Genomic DNA, 16,974 nt, shown 5'->3' with positions numbered 1-16,974 from the left:
CTGCGGGCGAACACCCCCCACCTCGCCCCCTTCTCACCGTCGTCGACTGCACCTGCCCAGGGGCGCGGGTCCCCTTCTCACCGCCGCCGCCTGCAACCACCCAGGGGCGCGGGGAACTGCGCGAACGGCCACCGCGGTGCCGCGGACGCTCTGCTGGGGGTCGTGGCACTTCCTTGCTTCTCAGACCCTGCGGCGCAAGTGGTGGCGGATCGCTCGTTGGGCCACCGGGCCCAGGTCCTCCAGGGCCGCCACCAGGGCACCCAGTTGTTCCAGGGCGTCCAGGGCCGCCTGGGCTCCCCGGCGGTCGGCGCCCTCGTAGAGCTCGATGCCCACGAAGGACGCCGCTATGGCGCGGGCCAGCCCCGTGGGGTCGGTGAACTCCCCGAAGGGGGTGTTCGGGAGGACGCGGGTGAGGGTTCTCTCGATCTCCGTGATCCACAGGTCCAGGCCCGCGGCCGTGGCGGGGCCCAGGATGGTGTGGGTCTGGGCGCCGGCCAGGAGCTGGCCCAGGAGGGCCACGTGGCCTCCCTCGCGCTCCTCCTCGTGGATCCGGCGGCCCAGGGTGAGGAGTTCGGAGAGGGAGGTGACCGCCGCCAGGCGCGTGCGGTAGCGGGCGACCGCCTGTTCGGCGCCGTGCCGGCAGGCCGCGGCGAGGAGTTCGTCCACGGAGCCGAAGTGATAGAAGACCAGGGCCTGGTTGACTCCGGCCGCCGAGGCGATCGTCCGGGCCGAGGTCTTCGCGATGCCCTGCTCCGTGAGGACGTTCAGGGCCCCTTCGAGCAGTTTGGTCTTCGTCTCCCGGGACTTGGCCGTCTCCGGACTCATGCGCGGCGCTCCTCGCGGACCGGTCGCAGGCCCGGGCGGACGTGGATGTCCGTGTACGACGCCTCGAAGGTGCCCTCGTAGCCGAAGAGGGGGCCGAAGTGCTTGTTCACCACTTCCACCTGGATGCGGAAGCGGTCCGTCGCGTCGTCGTAGGACTCGCGCACCTGTGCCGTGGCGCCGATCAGTTCGGGCACCCGGAAGTCCAACGCGCCCTCTCGGAAGCGGTGTTCGCCCGAGCGGATGAGGAGGGAGCCGTCCGGCTCGGCGTGCAGGTGGAGGTCGCTGGCCAGGTGCTGGTGGGTGCCGAGGTAGTCCAGGACGCGGTCCTTCTTGGGGCTCAGGACCATCTGGGCGTCGAAGCGGCGGGGGCGGCCGGGCAGGGCGAAGGTGCGCACGAAGCTCACCGTCTCACGGCCGAAGGTGTCCGTGTACGGGACATTCTCAATCACGAAGGGGACGTCGCGGCCGGGGCGGGGAACGAGGATGTTGCGTGTCGCGCCCAGGGCGAGGAAGGGCTTCACCCAGGCCCCGCCGTGCCAGATGCGGTGCATCACGCCGCGGCCCGTACACGCCTCGCCGCTCGCCAGGCCGACCGAGAAGCGGCGCCGCAACTGGGGGTGGAGGCGGTCGAAGCCGGCGCCCATGGCGGTGCGGAAGATCGACGGCGTCGTCATCGGGGGCTCCCCAGGGTGCGCAGGAGGCGGGGGGCGCGGGTGGGGGTGGGCGGTGTGCGCAGGCAGCGGCGGGACGCCGGGGTGCAGGGCAGGGGTGCCGCGAACAGGGCCAGGGAGACGGTCACGGCGAGGAGGAGGGGCCAGGCGTAGGCCATCGGTGCCGCCAGGGGGCCCGACAGGCGCAGGAAGCGGTGCTCCAGGCCGAACCCTGCGCAGCCCACGGTGATCAGGAGGGCGCGGACGAGCAGTTCGGCCAGCCAGTTGCGCAGCGCCCGCTCCGGGGTGATGCCCCGCTCCAGCCAGAGGCGGAGCCGGTCGAAGGACCAGGCCGTCGCCCAGCCCATCAGGGGGCGCAGCAGCAGGCGGTCGGCCGCCGCGCCGAAGGCCCCCCAGCGCGGGCGGTAGTCGTAGCCGGTGAGGAAGCGGACCCCGTCGCCGTCGGGGACGTAGCGCCAGTAGCCGCTGCCCTCGGCCAGGAAGGAGAGGGGGTGCGGGGAGGAGAAGCGGAGGGCGGAGGTGCGGGTGCCGTCCGGACGCTCCCGCTCCCCCGCCGAGACGCCGGTTCCGGCGACGGTGAGGAAGGGCAGCACCCGGGTGGCGTACCGGAAGTGCTGCGGCTCCCCCTCGGTGCGGGGCAGGTGGGAGATCTCCGTGAAGCGCAGGTCCCAGCGCTGGTGGGCGGCGGGGTCCTGGGTGTGGGTCCAGAGGTCGTCGAGGTGGGTGCGGATGCGCGCCTCCACATAGAGCCCGGTGCGGGCCATGCGTTCCCCCAGGTGTGTTTTTTTTGAGCGAGTGCTCAAGTGTGGTGGTGAGAGTACGCCTTTTTGAGCGGACGCTCAAAGGGGGGATGCGAAAAACCCCGGCCCTTGCGAGGCCGGGGTTCTCGGGGTCCGGGTTCTACCGGGCCAGGTGCCGTTCCACCGTTTCCACCTTCGAGGTGAGGCCGTCGGTCACGCCGGGGCGGATGTCCGCCTTGAGGACCAGGGAGACGCGGGGGGCGCGCTGCTCGACCGCCGCCACGGCCCGCCTGACGACGTCCATCACCTCGTCCCACTCGCCCTCGACGCTGGTGAACATCGCGTCCGTCCGGTTGGGCAGGCCGGACTCGCGGACCACGCGGACGGCGTCGGCGACGTACTCCCCCACGTCCTCGCCGACCCCGAGCGGGGTGACGGAGAAGGCGACGATCATGCGTTCACGATCCCTTCCTGGCGCGCGCGGGACGCGATGACCTCGTCCTCGGCGGCCCGCTTGAGCTTGCGCTCCGCGAAGAAACCGCCGGTCGGGAGGACGGAGAGCACGAAGTAGACGGCGGCGGTCCGCAGCGGCCACTTGGTGCGGTTCCAGGCGTCCGCCCAGAAGATCACGTAGAGGACGAAGAGAACGCCGTGCACCATGCCCATCACCGGCACCGCGTTGAAGTCCGTCGTCCGCTTCAGCACGGAGCAGACCAGCAGGAGCAGGAAGGACACGGCCTCGGGAGCCGAGACGAGTCGGAGGCGGCGGAGGGCGGTGGCGGTCTTCAGGTCCACGGGTCACCTTCGGTGGGAGACAGGTCGCTCTTTGTGAACGGATGCACAAGCGTTCCCCATTGTGACAAAGGGACGAGCGGACGTGGGTCGGGGGGTTACCTTCACAGCGTGGCGATGTTCCGACTTCAGGGCAGCAAGGTGCTGGCCGTCGACATGACCGGCGACGCCGTCAAGGCGAAGAACGGCTCGATGGTCGCATACGACGGTCAGATGGCTTTCAAGAAGCTCAGTGGCGGTGGGGAGGGGCTGCGGGGGATGGTGACGCGGCGCCTCACCGGTGAGCAGATGACGGTGATGGAGGTGCGGGGGCAGGGGACGTGCTGGTTCGCCGACCGGGCGTCCGAGATCAACCTGGTCAGTCTCCAAGGGGACAAGCTGTTCGTGGAGTCGAGCAACCTGCTCGCCACGGACGCGGGCCTGCGCACCGGCACGACCTTCACCGGTCTGCGCGGGGCCTCCCAGGGCAACGGACTGTTCACGACCACCGTCGAGGGGCACGGACAGGCGGCGATCATGTCGGACGGGCCGGCGGTGGTGCTGCGGGTGAGCGCGCAATATCCGCTGACGGTGGACCCGGGCGCGTACATCGCGCACCAGGGGAACCTGCGGCAGTCCTTCCAGTCCGGTGTGACCTTCCGCACCCTCCTCGGCGAGGGCGGCGGGGAGGCCTTCCAGATCCGGTTCGAGGGGGACGGCCTGGTGTACGTGCAGCCGAGCGAGCGGAACACGATCGCGGGTGATGTGTGAGATGGGGTTCCGCGAGATCAACTCCAAGATGATCGAGGCCACGGTGGTGCCGGGCCAGCGGCTGTTCAGTCAGCGGGGCGCGATGCTCGCCTACAAGGGCGAGGTGTCGTTCACGCCCAACATGCAGGGCGGGCAGGGCGGGATCATGTCGATGATCGGGCGCCGGGTCGCCAACGAGGCGACGCCGCTGATGAGCGTCGAGGGCAGCGGGACCGTGCTGTTCGGGCACGGCGGCCACCACGTCCAGGTCATCGACCTCACCGGGGACACCCTCTACGTGGAGGCGGACCGGCTGCTCGCCTTCGAGGGCACGCTCCAGCAGGGCACGATGTTCATGGGCTCGCAGGGCGGCGTCATGGGCATGGTGCGCGGACAGGTCACCGGGCAGGGGCTGTTCACCACCACCCTCAAGGGGCACGGGTCGGTGGCCGTCATGGCGCACGGCGGGGTCTTCGAGGTGCCGATCACCCCCGGGCGGGCCGTGCACGTCGACCCGCAGGCGTACGTCGCCCACTACGGGGACGTGCGCAACAAGCTGTCGACCGCCCTCGGCTGGCGGGACATGGTGGGCCGCGGCTCCGGCGAGGCCTTCCAGCTGGAGCTCAGCGGCAGCGGCACCGTCTACGTCCAGGCCTCGGAGGAGAAGCTGTGAGCATGTACGGGGCTCCGGGCGGCGGCCCGACGGTCTACGACCCCATGACCCTGCCGGTCGACGACAACGTCAACAAGTACACCTTCTGCGTGGAGCTCAAGGGGAGCCAGTGGTTCCTGCAGAAGGGGAAGATGATCGCCTACTACGGCTCGATGGAGTTCAACGGCATCGGGCACGGCCGACTCGACCGACTTGTCCGTACGTCGTTTCATTCGCCTCTGCACGCGAGCGACTGGGTCGTGGCGGAGGGCTCGGGCAAGATGCTCCTCGCCGACCGGGCCTTCGACGTGAATTCGTACGACCTCGACGACGGCAACCTGACCATTCGCTCCGGCAACTTGCTCGCTTTTCAGCCAAGTCTCGCCCTCAAGCAATCGATCGTGCCGGGTTTTCTGACACTCATCGGAACCGGAAAGTTCGTGGCCGCATCTAACGGTCCGGTGGTGTTCATGGAACCCCCGATCCGGGTGGACCCGCAGGCGCTCGTCGGCTGGGCCGACTGCCCCTCTCCGTGCCACCACTACGACCATGGCTACATGACCGGTGTCATGGGCGGTCTACGTGCGATGACGGGCCTCGGAGGGGCCTCCGGAGAGGAGCACCAGTTCGAGTTCGTCGGGGCGGGCACGGTCCTGCTCCAGTCGTCCGAGACCCTCATGGCCGAGCAGGCCACGGGGGCCGTTCCACAGGAGCCCGGAATCCCCGGTTCCGGGGGGCCCTTCACAGGGCCCTCACAGCCGGGAGGGGCACCGCGCCTTCCCGGACAGCTGGGAGACCTCCAGCGTCGCTTCGGGCTGTGAGCGGTAGTCTGCGGAGTGTGACGTCGAACGTGTGCGCACCGTCACGCGAAAACCCTCACTAGTTCGCTTTTCAACTTCTTGGGTAGACTTCATTCATGGAGACCGAGACGGCCACGCGCTGGCTGACCGATGCGGAGCAGTGCGCCTGGCGCACCCACCTGGAGGTCAACAGGCTGTTGACGTACCAGCTCGAACGGGATCTGCAGCCGTTCGGCCTGACGATGAACGACTACGAGATCCTGGTGAACCTCTCCGAGTCGGAGGACGTACGGATGCGGATGAGCGACCTCGCGTCCGCCACCCTGCAGTCCAAGAGCCGGCTCTCCCACCAGATCACCCGCATGGAGAACGCGAACCTCGTCCGCCGGGAGAACTGCGAGTCCGACCGGCGCGGCCTGTACGCGGTGCTGACCGAGCACGGCATGGAGACCATGCAGAAGGTCGCACCGCACCACGTGGCGTCCGTACGGCGCCACTTCATCGATCTGCTGTCCCCCGAGGCCCTGACGGAACTCGACAAGGCCCTCAAGCCCATCCAGGAACACCTGCGCGGGCAGCGGGGGCGTCCCTAGGGGCTGACATGAAGGCCGACGGGCGGGGGTCCTCACAGGAACCCCCGCCCGTCGTCCTTCCGGGGCCTCAGCCCTGCGTCAGGCCCGCCACCAGCTCGTCCGCCGCGCGGTAGGGGTCCAGTTCGCCGCCGACGATCCGTTCCGCCAGGGCGCTCAGGCGGCGGTCGCCGTGCAGGTCCCCGATGCGTTCGCGCAGGGCCGTGACGGCGATCGTCTCGACCTCGCGGGCCGCGCGGGCCAGGCGGCGCTCGGCGAGGACGCCGCGCTCCTCCATCCACGCGCGGTGCTTCTCCAGGGCCTCCACGACCTCGTCGACGCCCTCCGCGCGGGCGGCGACCGTCTTGACGATCGGCGGGCGCCAGTCGCCGGGGCCGCGGGACTCCCCGAGGCCCAGCATGTGGTTGAGCTCGCGGGCGGTGGCGTCGGCGCCGTCGCGGTCGGCCTTGTTGACGACGTAGACGTCGCCGATCTCCAGGATTCCGGCCTTGGCCGCCTGGATGCCGTCGCCCATGCCGGGGGCCAGCAGGACGACGCTGGTGTCGGCCTGGGAGGCGATCTCCACCTCCGACTGGCCGACGCCCACCGTCTCCACCAGGATCACGTCGCAGCCGGCCGCGTCCAGGACGCGGATGGCCTGCGGGGCCGCCCAGGCGAGCCCGCCGAGGTGGCCCCGGGTCGCCATCGAGCGGATGTAGACGCCCGGGTCGGACGCGTGCTCCGACATGCGCACGCGGTCGCCGAGCAGGGCGCCGCCCGAGAAGGGGGACGACGGGTCGACGGCGAGCACGCCGACCCGTCTGCCCTGCTTGCGGTAGGCGGTCACCAGCGCCGACGTGGACGTGGACTTGCCGACGCCGGGCGAGCCCGTCAGACCGACCACGTAGGCGTTGCCCGTCAGCGGGGCGAGTGTCTCCATGACCTCCCTGAGCTGCGGGGACGCCCCCTCCACCAGGGAGATCAGCCGGGCCACGGCCCGTGGCCGGCCTTCCCTCGCCTGGGCGACGAGTGTGGAGACGTCCTGCATCACAGCTCCGTTCAGAGAGGTACGTACGACAGAGGGTTCAGGCCTTGGGTACCCGCACGATCAGCGCGTCACCCTGACCGCCGCCGCCGCACAGCGCGGCCGCGCCGACACCGCCGCCGCGGCGCTTGAGCTCCAGGGCCAGGTGCAGGACGAGACGGGCGCCGGACATGCCGATCGGGTGGCCCAGGGCGATCGCACCACCGTTGACGTTCACCTTTTCCGTGGACACGCCGAGGTCCTTCATTGACTGCACCGCGACGGCGGCGAAGGCCTCGTTGATCTCGATGAGGTCGAGGTCCTCGACGCCGAGGCCCTCCTTCTTCAGGGCGTGCAGGATCGCGTTCGACGGCTGCGACTGCAGCGAGTTGTCCGGGCCGGCCACGTTGCCGTGGGCGCCGATCTCGGCGATCCAGTCCAGGCCCAGCTCCAGCGCCTTGGCCTTGCTCATCACGACCACGGCCGCCGCACCGTCCGAGATCTGGGAGCTCGTGCCCGCGGTGATCGTGCCGTCCTTGGTGAAGGCCGGGCGCAGCTTGCCCAGGGACTCGACGGTGGTGTCGCCGCGGATGCCCTCGTCCTTGCTGAAGACGACCGGCTCGCCCTTGCGCTGCGGGATCTCGACCGGGGTGATCTCGGCCTCGAAGACGCCGTTCTTCTGGGCGGCCGCCGCGCGCTGGTGGGACAGGGCGGCGATCTCGTCCTGCTCGGGGCGCTGGATGCCGAGGCGCGTGTTGTGCTTCTCGGTCGACTGGCCCATGGGGATGTTCTCCCACGGGTCGGTCAGGCCGTCGTACGCCATGGCGTCGAGCATCTCGATGGCGCCGTACTTGAAGCCCTCGCGGGACTTCGGCAGCAGGTGGGGGGCGTTGGTCATGGACTCCTGGCCGCCCGCGACGACCACGTCGAACTCGCCGGCGCGGATCAGCTGGTCGGCCAGCGCGATGGCGTCGAGGCCGGACAGGCACACCTTGTTGATGGTGAGCGCAGGGACGCTCATCGGGATGCCGGCCTTGACGGCGGCCTGGCGGGCCGGGATCTGGCCCGCGCCGGCCTGGAGCACCTGGCCCATGATCACGTACTGGACCTGGTCGCCGCCGATCCCCGCACGGTCGAGGGCGGCCTTGATCGCGAAGCCGCCGAGGTCGGCTCCGGAGAAGGACTTGAGGGAGCCCAGCAGTCGTCCCATGGGCGTACGGGCCCCCGCGACGATCACCGAGGTGGTGCTGTTCGATCCAGACATGAGCTGCGATCCCCTTCCGGCTGCACTGCCGAGGAGTGAACGAGGGTTTACTTCGAATGTACTGAGTGGCACTCCGTGCCGTCACCGGGCCGTCGGTGTGATCGCGCGCACGTTGCGTAACCATCCGAAGAGCGCTGCACTGACAAGCATGCTGACGCGAATCGACCACATCGGAATCGCCTGTTTCGATCTCGACAAGACCGTCGAGTTCTACCGGGCCACGTACGGCTTCGAGGTGTTCCACTCCGAGGTCAACGAGGAGCAGGGCGTCCGCGAGGCCATGCTGAAGATCAACGGCACCTCGGACGGCGGTGCCTCCTACCTGCAGCTCCTGGAGCCGACGCGACCCGACTCGACGGTCGCCAAGTGGCTCGACAAGAACGGCGAGGGCGTGCACCACATCGCTTTCGGTACGGCGGATGTCGATGCCGACGCCGCCGACATCAAGGACAAGGGCGTACGCGTTCTGTACGAAGAGCCCCGACGCGGCTCCATGGGGTCACGGATCACGTTCCTGCACCCCAAGGATTGTCACGGCGTACTGACAGAACTGGTCACTTCGGCGCCTGTTGAGTCACCTGAGCACTGACCGCCGTACATATGGGCCGGTAGGGTTGGGGGCGGTCGCTCCTCGAACCGGGGTGGCCGCATGCCGGGGTCCGGGTTTCGGGGGGCGAGCGCTGGGGCAGCAGCCCATGCTCCGCCGTTGATCTGACACCATTCCCCGGGGGCTCCGTGCGTCGGACGGACGGAGCTCGTATGGCCAGACTTGCGACCAGGGGACGGATGGGACCGCGCAGTGCGGGGCTACGAACGCCAGGAGCGAGAGCCGGCGGCTGACGTCGACCACCTCTCTCGGTTCGAGGCCGAGATGGATCGGCTGAAGACCGAGCGGGAGAAGGCGATCCAGCACGCCGAGGACCTCGGCTACCAGGTCGAGGTGCTGCGCGCCAAGCTGCACGAGGCGCGCCGCACCATCATGTCCCGGCCCGCCTTCGACGGCGGTGACCTCGGCTACCAGGCCGAGCAGTTGCTGCGCAACGCGCAGATGCAGGCCGACCAGCTGCGCCAGGACGCCGAGCGCGAGCTGAGCCAGGCCCGGGCCCAGACCCAGCGCATCCTGCAGGAGCACGCCGAGAACGCCGCCCGGCTCCAGGCCGAGCTGCACCAGGAGGCGGTCACCCGCCGCCAGCAGCTGGACCAGGAACTGGCCGAGCGCCGGCAGACCGTCGAGTCGCACGTCAACGAGAACGTCGCCTGGGCGGAGCAGCTGCGCGCCCGTACGGAGGCGCAGGCCCGCCGGCTGCTGGAGGAGTCCCGCGCCGAGGCCGAGCAGGCCATGGCGGCCGCCCGCGCCGAGGCCGAGCGGCTGACCGAGGAGGCCCGGCAGCGGCTGCAGAGCGAGGCCGAGTCGGCGCGCGCGGAGGCGGAGCAGCTGCTGCGCCGGGCCCGCACGGACGCCGAGCGCCTGCTGAACGCCGCGTCCACACAGGCCCAGGAGGCCACCGACCACGCCGAGCAGCTGCGCAACTCCACGGCCACGGAGTCGGATTCGGCCCGCCGGCAGGCCCAGGAGCTCAGCCGCGCCGCCGAGCAGCGCATGACCGAGGCCGAGGAGGCGCTGCGCAAGGCGCAGGCGGAGGCCGACAAGCTCGTCACCGAGGCGACCGCGCGGGCCGAGAAGGCGCTCTCCAGCGCCGAGTCGGCGAACGAGCAGCGCACGCGCACGGCGAAGGAGCAGGTCGCCCGCCTGGTCCAGGAGGCCACAAAGGAGGCCGAGGCCACCAAGGCGGACGCCGAGCAGGCCGTCGCGGACGCCCGCGCCGAGGCCGAGCGGATCGTCGCCGAGGCCGCCGAGAAGGCCCGGACGATCACCGCCGAGGAGAGCGCCACCCAGCTGTCGAAGGCGGCCAAGACCGCCGAGGACGTCCTCAACCGCGCGCAGGAGGACGCCAGGAAGACCACCAAGGCCGCCGCCGAGGAGGCCGAGCGGATCCGCTCCGAGGCCGAGGCCGAGGCGGACCGGCTGCGGGCCGAGGCGCACGACCTGGCCGAGCAGCTCAAGGGCGCGGCCAAGGACGACACCAAGGAGTACCGCGCCAAGACGGTCGAGCTGCAGGAGGAGGCCCGCCGGCTGCGCGGCGAGGCCGAGCAGCTGCGCTCCGACGCGGTCGCCGAGGGCGAGAAGATCCGCGCGGAGGCCCGCAAGGAGGCCGTCGCGCAGATCGAGGAGGCCGCCAAGACCGCCGAGGAGCTGCTGTCCAAGGCGAAGGCGGACGCGGACGAACTGCGCCAGAGCGCCACCACGGACAGCGAGAAGGTCCGCACCGAGGCCATCGAGCGGGCGACCACGCTGCGCCGGCAGGCCGAGGAGACCCTCCAGCGCACCCGTCAGGAGGCCGAGCGGCACCGCGAGGAGGTCGCCGAGCAGGCCGAGGGCATCAGGGCGGAGGCCGAACGGGCCGCGCGCGAGCTGCACGAGGAGACCGAGCGGGCCATAGAGTCCCGCCGTGCGGAGGCCGCCGCGGAGCTGACGCGGCTGCACTCCGAGGCCGAGGAGCGGCTGGCCGCCGCCGAGCGGGCGCTGACCGAGGCCCGCGAGGAGGCCGGGCGGATCCGCCGCGAGGCCGCCGAGGAGTCCGACCGGCTGCGCGCCGAGGCCGCCGAGCGGATCCGCACGCTGCAGCAGCAGGCCGAGGCGGAGGCGCAGCGGCTGCGCGACGAGGCCGCGTCGGACGCGTCGGCCTCCCGCGCCGAGGGCGAGGCCGTCGCCGTACGCCTGCGGTCGGAGGCCGCGGCCGAGGCCGAGCGGCTGAAGTCGGAGGCGCAGGACACCGCCGACCGGGTGCGGGCCGAGGCGCAGGCCGCCGCCGAGCGGCTGGGCACCGAGGCGTCGGAGACGCTGGCCGCGGCCCAGGAGGAGGCCAACCGGCGCCGCCGCGAGGCCGAGGAACTCCTCGGCGCCGCGCGCACCGAGGCCGACCAGGAGCGCCGGCAGGCCCGGGAGCAGAGCGAGGAGCTGCTGGCCTCCGCCCGCAACCGGGTCGAGGAGGCGCAGGCCGAGGCGGTCCGGCTGGTCGAGGAGGCCGACCGGCGTGCCACGGAGATGGTGTCCGCGGCCGAGCTCCACGCCCAGCAGGTGCGGGACTCCGTGGCCGGGCTGCACGAGCAGGCCCAGGAGGAGATCACCGGGCTGCGCAGCGCCGCCGAGCACGCGGCCGACCGCACCCGGCGTGAGGCCGAGGAGGAGGCGGACCGGGTCCGCGGCGACGCCTACGCGGAGCGCGAGCGGGCCACCGAGGACGCCAACCGCATCCGGCGCGAGGCCGCCGAGGAGACCGACGCCGCCAAGGCGCTCGCCGAGCGCACCGTCTCGGAGGCGATCGCCGAGGCCGAGCGGCTGCGGTCGGACGCGGCCGAGCACGCCCAGCGGGTGCGTACGGAGGTCTCGGACGCCCTCGCCGAGGCGGACCAGGCGGCGGCGCGCACCCGGGCGGACGCCCGTGATGACGCCAACCGCATCCGGTCGGACGCGGCGACGCAGGCCGACACGCTCATCACCGAGGCGCGCAACGAGGCCGAGCGGCTCACCACGGAGACCGTCCGGGACACCGACAAGCTGCGCACCGACACGGTCGCCGAGGCCGAGCGGACGCGGTCCGAGGCGGTCGCCAAGGCCGAGAAGCTCATCGCGGACGCCACCGGCGACGCCGAGCGGCTGCGCGCCGAGGCCGCCGAGACCGTGGGCTCCGCCCAGCAGCACGCCGAGCGGATCCGCAGCGAGTCCCAGCGCGTCAAGGCCGAGGCGGCGGCGGAGGCCGAGCGGCTGGTCAACCGTGCGCGCGAGGAGGCCGAGCGCACCCTGGACGAGGCCCGCAGGGACGCCAACAAGCGGCGTCAGGACGTGGCCGAGCAGGTCGACACGCTCATCACGGAGACCACGGCCGAGGCCGACAAGCTGCTCACCGAGGCGCAGCAGCAGGCGCACAAGACGACCGCCGAGGCGGAGGCGCGGGCCGACTCCATGGTGGGCGCGGCCCGCAAGGAGGCCGACCGGCTGGTGTCGGAGGCGACGGTCGACGGCAACTCGCTGGTGGAGAAGGCCCGTACGGACGCCGACGAGCTGCTGGTAGGGGCCCGGCGCGACGCCACGCAGATCCGGGAGCGCGCGGAGGAGCTGCGCGACCGCATCACCGGCGAGATCGAGGCGCTGCACGAGCGGGCCCGCCGCGAGGCCGCGGAGACGATGAAGTCCACCGGCGACCGCTGCGACGCGCTGATCAAGGCCGCCGAGGAGCAGCTCGCCAAGGCCCAGGCGAAGGCGAAGGAGCTGGTGTCGGAGGCCAACTCCGAGGCCGGCAAGGTCCGTATCGCCGCCGTGAAGAAGGCCGAGGGTCTGCTGAAGGAGGCCGAGCAGAAGAAGTCGGCGCTCGTGCGGGAGGCCGAGGAGCTGAGGGCGGAGGCGATCCGCGAGGCCAAGGCCACGGTCGAGGAGGGCAAGCGCGAGCTGGAGATCCTGGTGCGCCGGCGCGAGGACATCCAGGCCGAGATCTCCCGTGTCCAGGACGTGCTGGAGGCGTTGGAGTCTTTCGAGGCCCCGTCGGCGGGCAAGGACGCGGGGGTCAAGGCGGGCGCCGTGGTCGGAGCCCCTCGTTCGGGTGGCAAGCCTTCGGACAGCTGACCGACAGCCGACCGGCCGGTCGAAGTGCGATGCGGTCAGGGGCCTTTGACCACATTTTTGGCAAGCCGTCCGGGGGTCAGCCACTCAAAAGGGGTGTCATTCTCCAGATCAAACACGTATCCGCTCGATGACACACCGCTTCGGCCCCTAGGATTCCCCCTATCACCTCACCGGTCTCATTTGACAGGAACCCCATGAGCGACACTTCCCCCTACGGCTTCGAGCTTGTGCGGCGTGGGTACGACCGCGCTCAGGTGGACGAACGCATCTCCAAGCTCGTCTCCGACCGTGACAGCGCTCTCGCCCGCATCACCGCTCTGGAAAAGCGCATCGAGGAGCTCCACCTCGAGACGCAGAACGCCCAGGCCGCCGTGAGCGACGCCGAGCCGTCGTACGCCGGTCTCGGCGCCCGCGTCGAGAAGATCCTCCGCCTCGCCGAGGAGGAGGCCAAGGACCTGCGCGAGGAGGCCCGGCGCGCCGCCGAGCAGCACCGCGAGCTGGCCGAGTCGGCGGCCCAGCAGGTTCGCAACGACGCCGAGTCGTTCGCGGCGGAGCGCAAGGCCAAGGCCGAGGACGAGGGCGTCCGGATCGTCGAGAAGGCCAAGAGCGACGCCTCCCAGCTGCGTTCCGAGGCCCAGAAGGACGCGCAGTCGAAGCGCGAGGAGGCGGACGCCCTCTTCGAGGAGACCCGTGCCAAGGCCGCCCAGGCCGCCGCGGACTTCGAGACGAACCTCGCCAAGCGCCGCGAGCAGTCGGAGCGCGACCTGGCCTCGCGCCAGGCCAAGGCGGAGAAGCGTCTCGCCGAGATCGAGCACCGCGCCGAGCAGCTGCGCCTGGAGGCGGAGAAGCTGCGCACGGACGCCGAGCGCCGCGCCCGCCAGACGGTGGAGACGGCCCAGCGTCAGGCCGAGGACATCGTGGCGGACGCCAACGCCAAGGCCGACCGGATCCGTTCGGAATCCGAGCGCGAGCTGGCCGCTCTCACCAACCGCCGCGACAGCATCAACGCCCAGCTGACGAACGTCCGCGAGATGCTCGCGACGCTCACGGGCGCCGCGGTGGCCGCCGCCGGCACGCCGGCCGACGACGAGCCGATCTCCCGTGGGGTCCCGGCTCAGCAGTCCCGGTAACCAGCAGTACGTCCGAAGGCCCGTACCGTCTCCCCCGGAGGTGCGGGCCTTCGCCGTGCCCGCGCGTCCTCCGGTGGCACCGGCACAGGAGGCGTCTTAGCGTGGCCGCATGATCGAGCTGGCGGGCCTGACGAAGCGTTACGGCGAGAAGATGGCGGTCGACGACCTCACCTTCACCGTCAGACCGGGCATCGTCACCGGGTTCCTGGGCCCCAACGGCGCCGGCAAGTCGACGACGATGCGCATGATGCTCGGACTGGACCGGCCGACGGCGGGAGACGTCCGGATCGACGGCAGGCACTACGACCGTCTCAAGGACCCCCTGAAGTACATCGGCGCCCTGCTGGACGCGAAGGCGATGCACGGCGGGCGCAGCGCCTACAACCACCTGCTCTGCCTCGCGCAGAGCAACGGCATCCCGCGCGGCCGGGTGGCGGAGGTGCTGGACACCGTCGGCCTGACGGGCGTCGCGAGGAAGAAGGCCAAGGGGTTCTCCCTCGGTATGGGGCAGCGGCTCGGTATCGCGGGCGCGCTGCTCGGCGATCCGCGGATCCTGATGTTCGACGAGCCGGTCAACGGCCTGGACCCCGAGGGCATCCACTGGATCCGCACCCTGATGAAATCGCTGGCCGCGCAGGGGCGGACGGTGTTCGTCTCCTCCCACCTGATGAGCGAGATGGCGCTCACCGCCGACCATCTGGTCGTCATCGGCCAGGGGCGGCTGCTCGCGGACACCTCCATGGCCGAGTTCATCGAGCAGAACTCGCGGTCCTATGTCCGGGTGCGCAGCCCGCAGCGTGAGCGCCTGCTCGACGTGCTGCACGAGGCCGGGGTCACCGTCGTGGAGTCCGGGAGCGGGGCGCTGGAGGTGGACGGCGGGAAGGCCGAGCACATCGGTGAGCTGGCGGCCCAGCACCAGATCGTGCTGCACGAGCTGAGCCCGCAGCAGGCGTCCCTGGAGGAGGCGTTCATGCGGCTGACCGCCGAGTCCGTGGAGTACCACGCGCACTCCGACGGGCCCGCCGAGCCGCGGCCGGCCTGGGGCGACGGCTGGGAGAGGAGCTGAGGATGGCGGCGATCCAGGTGGTGCGGTCCGAGTGGACCAAGATCCGGTCGGTGGCCTCGACCGTGTGGACCCTCTCCCTCGCGGTGGTCGTCACCATCGCCCTCGGCATGCTGATCTCGGCGCTGACGAAGAACGAGTTCGACAACATGAGCGCGAAGGACCGGCTGTCCTTCGACCCCACCTACATCAGTTTCGCCGGCATGAGCCTCGGCCAGCTCGCGATGATCGTGTTCGGGGTGCTGGTGGTGTCCAACGAGTACAGCACCGGCATGATCCGTACCTCGCTGGCGGCCGTGCCGCAGCGCGGCACCTTCCTCGCCGGGAAGATCGGGGTGGCCACCGGCCTCGCGCTCGTCGTCTCCATGGCGACCAGCTTCGTCGCCTTCTTCCTCGGGCAGGCGATGTTGGGCTCGCACAAGACCGCCCTCGGCGACCCGCACGTGCTGCGCGCGGTCATCGGCGGCGGGCTCTACATGACCCTCATCGCCGTGTTCTCGATGGGGGTGGCCGCGATGCTGCGCTCGCCGATGCTGTCGCTGGGCATCCTCATGCCGTTCTTCTTCCTGATCTCCAACATCCTGGGTAACGTCTCCGCGACGAAGAAGATCGGCCGGTTCCTGCCGGACCAGGCGGGCAGCAGGATCATGCGGGTGGTGCCGAGGATCGACGACGACACCCCGTACGGCCCCTGGGGCGGTCTCGGGATCATGCTGGTGTGGGTGGTCGCGGCGCTGCTCGGCGGGTACGTGCTGCTGCGGAGGCGGGACGCGTGAGCAGCGGCTCAGGTTTTACCTCCTCTTGAGCGGAACCGTCAGCTCCTCGATAAGCTCCTAACCCTTACGGGGGCGTGTGCCCCGCTGTCCTGAACCTTTCGATGGGTGCGGAGCATGATCGAGGCAGTCGGCCTGACCAAGCGCTACGGCGACAAGACCGCTGTGTACAACCTTTCGTTCCGGGTGCGGCCGGGGGCCGTCACCGGCTTCCTGGGGCCCAACGGCTCCGGCAAGTCGACGACGATGAGGATGATCCTCGGCCTGGACAACCCGTCCGCGGGGCAGGTGACGATCGGCGGCTACCCGTACGCGAAGCTGCCGAACGCGCCGCGGCAGGTGGGCGCGCTGCTCGACGCCAAGGCGGTGCACGGCGGCCGGTCCGCCCGCAACCACCTGCTGAGCCTCGCGCAGCTGTCCGGCATCCCCTCCCGCCGGGTCGACGAGGTGCTGGGCGTGGTGGGCCTGCAGGACGTGGCCAGGCGGCGCTCCAAGGGCTTCTCGCTCGGCATGGGGCAGCGGCTCGGCATCGCCGCCGCGCTGCTGGGCGATCCGCAGGTGCTGCTCTTCGACGAGCCGGTCAACGGCCTCGACCCCGAGGGCATCCTGTGGGTGCGCAACCTGATGAAGGCGCTCGCGGCGGAGGGGCGTACGGTCTTCGTCTCCTCGCACCTGATGAGCGAGATGGCGCTGACCGCCGACCACCTCATCGTGATCGGCCGCGGGCAGCTGCTCGCCGACATGAGCGTGCCGGACTTCATCGCCGCCAACTCCGCCGGTTTCGCGCGCGTGCGCACCCCGGACACCGATCCGCAGCTGCGGGAGAAGCTGACGTCCGCGCTGACCGAGGCGGGCGGGCACGTGCTGCCCGAGCAGGACGGCGCGCTGCGGATCACCGGGCTGCCCCTCCCCCGCATCAGCGACATCGCGCACGACGCCGACGTACGCCTGTGGGAGCTGTCGCCGCATCAGGCCTCGCTGGAGGAGGCGTACATGCGGATGACCCAGGCCGCCGTCGACTACCGCTCCACGGTCGACCAGAAGGCGGGCCTGATGCAGCCGCTGCCGCCGGGCGCCCAGCCCCCGATGCCGGTGCCCGGCCAGGGCCAGCCCGGCTGGTACGCCCCGCCGCCGCCCGGACAGGGCGGCCAGCCGTTCGCGATGCCGCAGGGGCAGCCGGGACAGCCGGGCCCGTACGGCGGCGCCGGACAGCCTCCGGCGAGCCCGTACGGCGCCCCCGCGGCGCCGCCCGCGGGCGAGG

Annotated in this window: 17 protein-coding genes; 10 read left to right on the top strand and 7 right to left on the bottom strand. The window is 71.2% G+C overall.

Annotated features, from left to right (window positions below):
• Positions 1-180 precede the first annotated feature (180 nt).
• The 5 genes from M8J74_RS32915 to M8J74_RS32895 all read right to left on the bottom strand — a co-directional run bounded on the left by M8J74_RS32915 (position 181) and on the right by M8J74_RS32895 (position 3,031).
• Positions 181-825 (bottom strand): TetR/AcrR family transcriptional regulator, encoded by a 645-nt coding sequence (locus tag M8J74_RS32915; RefSeq protein WP_249839937.1) that lies wholly within the window; start codon positions 823-825, stop codon positions 181-183.
• Positions 822-1,499 carry a DUF4166 domain-containing protein gene (locus M8J74_RS32910; protein WP_249839936.1) on the bottom strand — a complete coding sequence of 226 codons (678 nt, stop codon included), beginning with the start codon at positions 1,497-1,499 and terminating at the stop codon, positions 822-824. Before M8J74_RS32910 ends, M8J74_RS32915 begins: the two co-directional genes overlap by 4 nt.
• Positions 1,496-2,260: a hypothetical protein gene (locus M8J74_RS32905; RefSeq protein ID WP_249839935.1), complete on the bottom strand. Its 765-nt coding sequence runs from the start codon at positions 2,258-2,260 to the stop codon at positions 1,496-1,498. The genes M8J74_RS32910 and M8J74_RS32905 overlap by 4 nt, the downstream gene beginning before the upstream one ends.
• A 136-nt stretch (positions 2,261-2,396) precedes the next feature.
• A complete protein-coding gene (locus M8J74_RS32900) occupies positions 2,397-2,690 on the bottom strand; it encodes an MTH1187 family thiamine-binding protein (RefSeq protein ID WP_249839934.1) in 294 nt (97 codons plus the stop codon).
• The gene (locus M8J74_RS32895; RefSeq protein ID WP_249839933.1) at positions 2,687-3,031 is read right to left on the bottom strand and encodes a DUF3817 domain-containing protein; all 345 of its coding nucleotides are present in this window, start codon (positions 3,029-3,031) and stop codon (positions 2,687-2,689) included. Before M8J74_RS32895 ends, M8J74_RS32900 begins: the two co-directional genes overlap by 4 nt.
• Before the next feature lie 114 nt (positions 3,032-3,145).
• Between M8J74_RS32895 and M8J74_RS32890 the strand changes: the two genes are divergently transcribed.
• From M8J74_RS32890 to M8J74_RS32875, 4 genes are all read left to right on the top strand, one after another.
• Positions 3,146-3,778 carry an AIM24 family protein gene (locus tag M8J74_RS32890; protein ID WP_058923115.1) on the top strand — a complete coding sequence of 211 codons (633 nt, stop codon included), beginning with the start codon at positions 3,146-3,148 and terminating at the stop codon, positions 3,776-3,778.
• Position 3,779: 1 nt separating this feature from the next.
• A complete protein-coding gene (locus tag M8J74_RS32885; protein ID WP_249839949.1) occupies positions 3,780-4,430 on the top strand; it encodes an AIM24 family protein in 651 nt (216 codons plus the stop codon).
• Positions 4,431-4,432: 2 nt separating this feature from the next.
• Positions 4,433-5,230: an AIM24 family protein gene (locus tag M8J74_RS32880; RefSeq protein WP_249839932.1), complete on the top strand. Its 798-nt coding sequence runs from the start codon at positions 4,433-4,435 to the stop codon at positions 5,228-5,230.
• A 95-nt stretch (positions 5,231-5,325) separates the two neighbouring features.
• Positions 5,326-5,802, top strand: a complete 477-nt coding sequence (locus tag M8J74_RS32875) for a MarR family winged helix-turn-helix transcriptional regulator (RefSeq protein ID WP_058923117.1) — start codon at positions 5,326-5,328, stop codon at positions 5,800-5,802.
• A 67-nt stretch (positions 5,803-5,869) separates the two neighbouring features.
• On the opposite strand, the gene meaB is transcribed toward M8J74_RS32875, so the two are convergent.
• Both meaB and M8J74_RS32865 read right to left on the bottom strand, forming a co-directional pair.
• Complete coding sequence (meaB, locus tag M8J74_RS32870; protein ID WP_249839931.1) at positions 5,870-6,826, bottom strand: methylmalonyl Co-A mutase-associated GTPase MeaB; 957 nt, start codon at positions 6,824-6,826, stop codon at positions 5,870-5,872.
• A gap of 37 nt (positions 6,827-6,863) precedes the next feature.
• Positions 6,864-8,066 (bottom strand): acetyl-CoA C-acetyltransferase, encoded by a 1,203-nt coding sequence (locus M8J74_RS32865; RefSeq protein ID WP_249839930.1) that lies wholly within the window; start codon positions 8,064-8,066, stop codon positions 6,864-6,866.
• Positions 8,067-8,214: 148 nt separating this feature from the next.
• On the opposite strand from M8J74_RS32865, the gene mce reads away from it, so the two are divergent.
• From mce to M8J74_RS32835, 6 genes are all read left to right on the top strand, one after another.
• Positions 8,215-8,655, top strand: a complete 441-nt coding sequence (gene mce, locus M8J74_RS32860) for a methylmalonyl-CoA epimerase (protein WP_058923120.1) — start codon at positions 8,215-8,217, stop codon at positions 8,653-8,655.
• A 210-nt stretch (positions 8,656-8,865) separates the two neighbouring features.
• On the top strand, positions 8,866-12,747 hold the full coding sequence (gene scy, locus M8J74_RS32855) for a polarized growth protein Scy (protein WP_249839929.1): 3,882 nt from the start codon (positions 8,866-8,868) through the stop codon (positions 12,745-12,747).
• A 194-nt stretch (positions 12,748-12,941) separates the two neighbouring features.
• The gene (locus tag M8J74_RS32850; protein ID WP_058923122.1) at positions 12,942-13,877 is read left to right on the top strand and encodes a coiled-coil domain-containing protein; all 936 of its coding nucleotides are present in this window, start codon (positions 12,942-12,944) and stop codon (positions 13,875-13,877) included.
• A 109-nt stretch (positions 13,878-13,986) separates the two neighbouring features.
• Entirely contained in the window at positions 13,987-14,943 is a 957-nt protein-coding gene (locus M8J74_RS32845) for an ABC transporter ATP-binding protein (protein ID WP_249839928.1), read from the top strand.
• Positions 14,944-14,945: 2 nt separating this feature from the next.
• Positions 14,946-15,716, top strand: a complete 771-nt coding sequence (locus M8J74_RS32840) for an ABC transporter permease (RefSeq protein WP_249839927.1) — start codon at positions 14,946-14,948, stop codon at positions 15,714-15,716.
• Between the two features lie 114 nt (positions 15,717-15,830).
• Positions 15,831-16,974, top strand: a 1,144-nt coding sequence (locus M8J74_RS32835) for an ABC transporter ATP-binding protein (protein WP_249839926.1), incomplete at its 3' end; no start/stop codon positions are given.

The sequence above is a fragment of the Streptomyces panaciradicis genome (genome assembly GCF_023516615.1).
Lineage (GTDB): Bacteria > Actinomycetota > Actinomycetes > Streptomycetales > Streptomycetaceae > Streptomyces > Streptomyces panaciradicis.
Note: the sequence above shows the minus strand (reverse complement) of the source record. Positions and strands in the feature narration are given on the sequence as shown.

Coding starts and splice junctions, on each gene's coding strand:
- M8J74_RS32900 (WP_249839934.1), bottom strand. CDS start 2,690: ATGATCGTCGCCTTCTCCGTCACCCCGCTCGGGGTCGGCGAGGACGTG.
- M8J74_RS32850 (WP_058923122.1), top strand. CDS start 12,942: ATGAGCGACACTTCCCCCTACGGCTTCGAGCTTGTGCGGCGTGGGTAC.
- M8J74_RS32915 (WP_249839937.1), bottom strand. CDS start 825: ATGAGTCCGGAGACGGCCAAGTCCCGGGAGACGAAGACCAAACTGCTC.
- M8J74_RS32910 (WP_249839936.1), bottom strand. CDS start 1,499: ATGACGACGCCGTCGATCTTCCGCACCGCCATGGGCGCCGGCTTCGAC.
- M8J74_RS32890 (WP_058923115.1), top strand. CDS start 3,146: ATGTTCCGACTTCAGGGCAGCAAGGTGCTGGCCGTCGACATGACCGGC.
- M8J74_RS32865 (WP_249839930.1), bottom strand. CDS start 8,066: ATGTCTGGATCGAACAGCACCACCTCGGTGATCGTCGCGGGGGCCCGT.
- mce (WP_058923120.1), top strand. CDS start 8,215: ATGCTGACGCGAATCGACCACATCGGAATCGCCTGTTTCGATCTCGAC.
- M8J74_RS32875 (WP_058923117.1), top strand. CDS start 5,326: ATGGAGACCGAGACGGCCACGCGCTGGCTGACCGATGCGGAGCAGTGC.
- M8J74_RS32880 (WP_249839932.1), top strand. CDS start 4,433: ATGTACGGGGCTCCGGGCGGCGGCCCGACGGTCTACGACCCCATGACC.
- M8J74_RS32905 (WP_249839935.1), bottom strand. CDS start 2,260: ATGGCCCGCACCGGGCTCTATGTGGAGGCGCGCATCCGCACCCACCTC.
- M8J74_RS32845 (WP_249839928.1), top strand. CDS start 13,987: ATGATCGAGCTGGCGGGCCTGACGAAGCGTTACGGCGAGAAGATGGCG.
- M8J74_RS32885 (WP_249839949.1), top strand. CDS start 3,780: ATGGGGTTCCGCGAGATCAACTCCAAGATGATCGAGGCCACGGTGGTG.
- meaB (WP_249839931.1), bottom strand. CDS start 6,826: ATGCAGGACGTCTCCACACTCGTCGCCCAGGCGAGGGAAGGCCGGCCA.
- M8J74_RS32840 (WP_249839927.1), top strand. CDS start 14,946: ATGGCGGCGATCCAGGTGGTGCGGTCCGAGTGGACCAAGATCCGGTCG.